General features: G+C 40.7%; 4 protein-coding genes. 3 read left to right on the top strand and 1 reads right to left on the bottom strand.

What is annotated here, in order from left to right:
• The first annotated feature begins 234 nt into the window (after nucleotides 1-234).
• The 3 genes from KIO97_RS24880 to KIO97_RS24870 all read left to right on the top strand — a co-directional run bounded on the left by KIO97_RS24880 (nucleotide 235) and on the right by KIO97_RS24870 (nucleotide 2,455).
• Complete coding sequence (locus KIO97_RS24880) at nucleotides 235-1,182, top strand: hypothetical protein (protein WP_045499554.1); 948 nt, start codon at nucleotides 235-237, stop codon at nucleotides 1,180-1,182.
• A gap of 219 nt (nucleotides 1,183-1,401) precedes the next feature.
• Complete coding sequence (locus KIO97_RS24875) at nucleotides 1,402-1,923, top strand: outer membrane beta-barrel protein (protein WP_285384248.1); 522 nt, start codon at nucleotides 1,402-1,404, stop codon at nucleotides 1,921-1,923.
• Between the two features lie 283 nt (nucleotides 1,924-2,206).
• Complete coding sequence (locus KIO97_RS24870) at nucleotides 2,207-2,455, top strand: hypothetical protein (protein ID WP_038876174.1); 249 nt, start codon at nucleotides 2,207-2,209, stop codon at nucleotides 2,453-2,455.
• Nucleotides 2,456-2,664: 209 nt separating this feature from the next.
• On the opposite strand, the gene KIO97_RS24865 is transcribed toward KIO97_RS24870, so the two are convergent.
• Complete coding sequence (locus KIO97_RS24865) at nucleotides 2,665-2,730, bottom strand: hypothetical protein (RefSeq protein WP_285384249.1); 66 nt, start codon at nucleotides 2,728-2,730, stop codon at nucleotides 2,665-2,667.
• Nucleotides 2,731-2,739 lie beyond the last annotated feature (9 nt).

Here is a 2,739-nt window from a genome sequence, read left to right as displayed (position 1 = left end):
TAGGTATACTTAAATGACATAGCCAAAATTTTAACATTTAACTCAATTACTGTTTTTATATGCATTACTCAATGGTAGGCGTATGGGTAAAACTCCAGTGGTATGTTTTGGGTACACTTAAAGGAAACTGGCTTGTCTACTTTAAGTAATTCGAAACTTGTAAATTTATTTATTTTACGTAAAATGCAATTATGCGTAAGTTTATTTAATGAGAAAGGTTTGGGGTTGTGAATTATGGAGTTTAGACAAAAAAACACTTCAGCGGTGGCCAACACTGCTGCTATGAAATATCTCACTCAAAACGTCAGTGATCCTCAAGCAGCAAAAGATGCATTCAATGTCGTTTTAGAGCGCCTCGGGAATTGTGTGGATTCTTATCCCTACTGGCATCCTATCCTTTCTATACCAGCACCACTCGCTCTCGATGGTCGGTGTTTAAACTCCCTTTATCGTGGAATTGATCATACGAGATACTTTGTTCGAGGGTTTGTAACCTGCCCCTATGGGGAAGATGAGGCAAATCAAATTATCGAGTATGCGAATGGGTTACCTGGGTTGAAGGCTTATAAATTAGATTCCCCTCTGTACTCCGATCATTCTCATCCAGTAGTTGTAGAAGCCATTGACATTGAGTTGGAAGGGGATGGAACGATTAGAGGTAAAGACGCTATAAGGTGGTTTCTGGAAGAGCAGACCAAGCTTGCTAAGTATGCTGAAGTTGCAGAGACATGGTGGAATATGAGAACAGAGATATTAGGGAAGCCTCATGGATCTCGATCTTCTGTTTTCGTCAGTCCGCATACTGGCGGAAACATGAAAAAAATACTAGAGGCACTGAATCAAAGTGGAGTCTACGGTCCTATAAAAGAAAGCTCTTTAGAGATGATTTCGGCCAAGAAGCGCGAGAAAATATCTAACACCTTAATAAGTACAGCCATCAAAAACTATCAACCTAAGGATCAAGCTGAGGTCTCTGAATTCAGCTTTGAATTACGAGGAGAGCAGTGTAAGGCGCGGGTGAGGGATACATGGCAAGATGGTGAAGAGCTCTCAGTAAGAGTTCAAATCGGCGAGATTAATGATTGTTCTCTTCTTGTCCAAGGCTACTTTTATCCTCAAAAAAACATTATTCAATCATTAGAGCCGACAGGAAAGCGAATGATTGCAGAGAAATTTGTATGATCAAAGCGGTACTATCGTAGTGTATGTCTTTTTGAGACTAAGGGGATGTGATGATGAAATGGCATTTGACTGCATTTCTTAAAGTAGGTGGCTCTGGCGACTTAGATTAAGTGATGGAAATTCTCTTTTTATCTAATGATATTTTTAATATGCACTTATATGCATTATTTTTGAACCTGGTGGGACGGCTGTCCTAACTCATTAAAGAAGGATACAGAAATGAAGAAGCTAGGTTTATTCGCAATCACACTACTTACCGCTCAGGCTTATGCTTACGAGAGTAACGCTCCAATGTTGACTCAGGGCACTAACGAGATTGGTGTTCAAGGCAGTATTGACTTTGATTATATTGATGATTATCTCTTTGATTTCAATGGCTCTTACGGCTATTTCATTCGAGACTTCTGGGAAGTGGGTGGTGAACTGGATATGTCTTTAAGTGATAACACCGAAGCTTATCAGTTTGGGGTTTTTACTGAATACAACTTCCCAACCGACTCGCAATGGGTGCCATACATCGGTGCGGCTGCGCAATATGCTTACAGTGAAGTGCTCAATCAAGACGAAGATGCTTTTAACTTCCAGATTGCTGGCGGTGTGAAATATTTCATTCACCCTCAAGTTGCTCTCTCTGCTGAGGTTAACTACAACATGGCGACGGAAGATATCTATGTTGATGGCGACGGCTCGGCACAGAATGATAAAACTCAGATTTTGTTTGGGACGCGTTTTTACTTCTAGCCAACCCATGGACTTTCCAGCTGATAGCCTCTTGTTATGAAGGGGCTATTGGCCCCAAGGGTCGTCTCTTGCGCAGAGTAGAGTTAGAAAAGTAAGTGATGAATATCAAGGTAAATAACCAAGCGTTAACGCATGCACATATGATATTGGACTAGATAAATAGTAATGCATGAATTCATTTGCAGGCATGATGCTATCATGACTGAGCTTTTACTCTACTCTGATTTAACGCTACTTGTTCAATATATATTCGCATCCAGTTTTTAAATTGAACGGTGTTTTCATGATCAAAAAGTTGCTTGAGCTGATTAGTCGATATGCAAGTGAAGAAGGGTTTACTGTCTACGGAACCCGCCTAACAAGTAAGCAATGCTACTATGATTTGACGATATCACAGCGACACATCACCGTTTACTTAAATGGCCAAACAAAGCCTTTCTATCGGATTGAATCTGTTAAAGATGGGGTCAACTTTTGTTTGATCATGTCTTCTGTAGAGCAAACGCGTAAGGTTTGTATGCAGTCTCTGTAGTTGAGTCGCCATTTTAGGACGATTTTTGCCGGCTCCATTCTCTGATTGCTACAGATTGGCAGAAATCGTCCTACCTCTTACTACGAATAAAGAGCGTGTGGTTATCGAAAGTTAACGCCCATCAATTTGAGTACGGCAATAATGATGACTGCAATGACAAACACTTCAAGCATAGTTCTTCCTGTGGTATTTGTACGTTGACGTCAACGCTAGTTTCTTAAGAATCGGTTGTAAACAAAGAGCAGGACAAAGGCCCCAATCGTTGCTGTTATGATGCTGCCTAC

This window comes from Vibrio sp. B181a (assembly GCF_030248375.1).
Lineage (GTDB): Bacteria > Pseudomonadota > Gammaproteobacteria > Enterobacterales > Vibrionaceae > Vibrio > Vibrio campbellii.
Note: the sequence above shows the minus strand (reverse complement) of the source record. Positions and strands in the feature narration are given on the sequence as shown.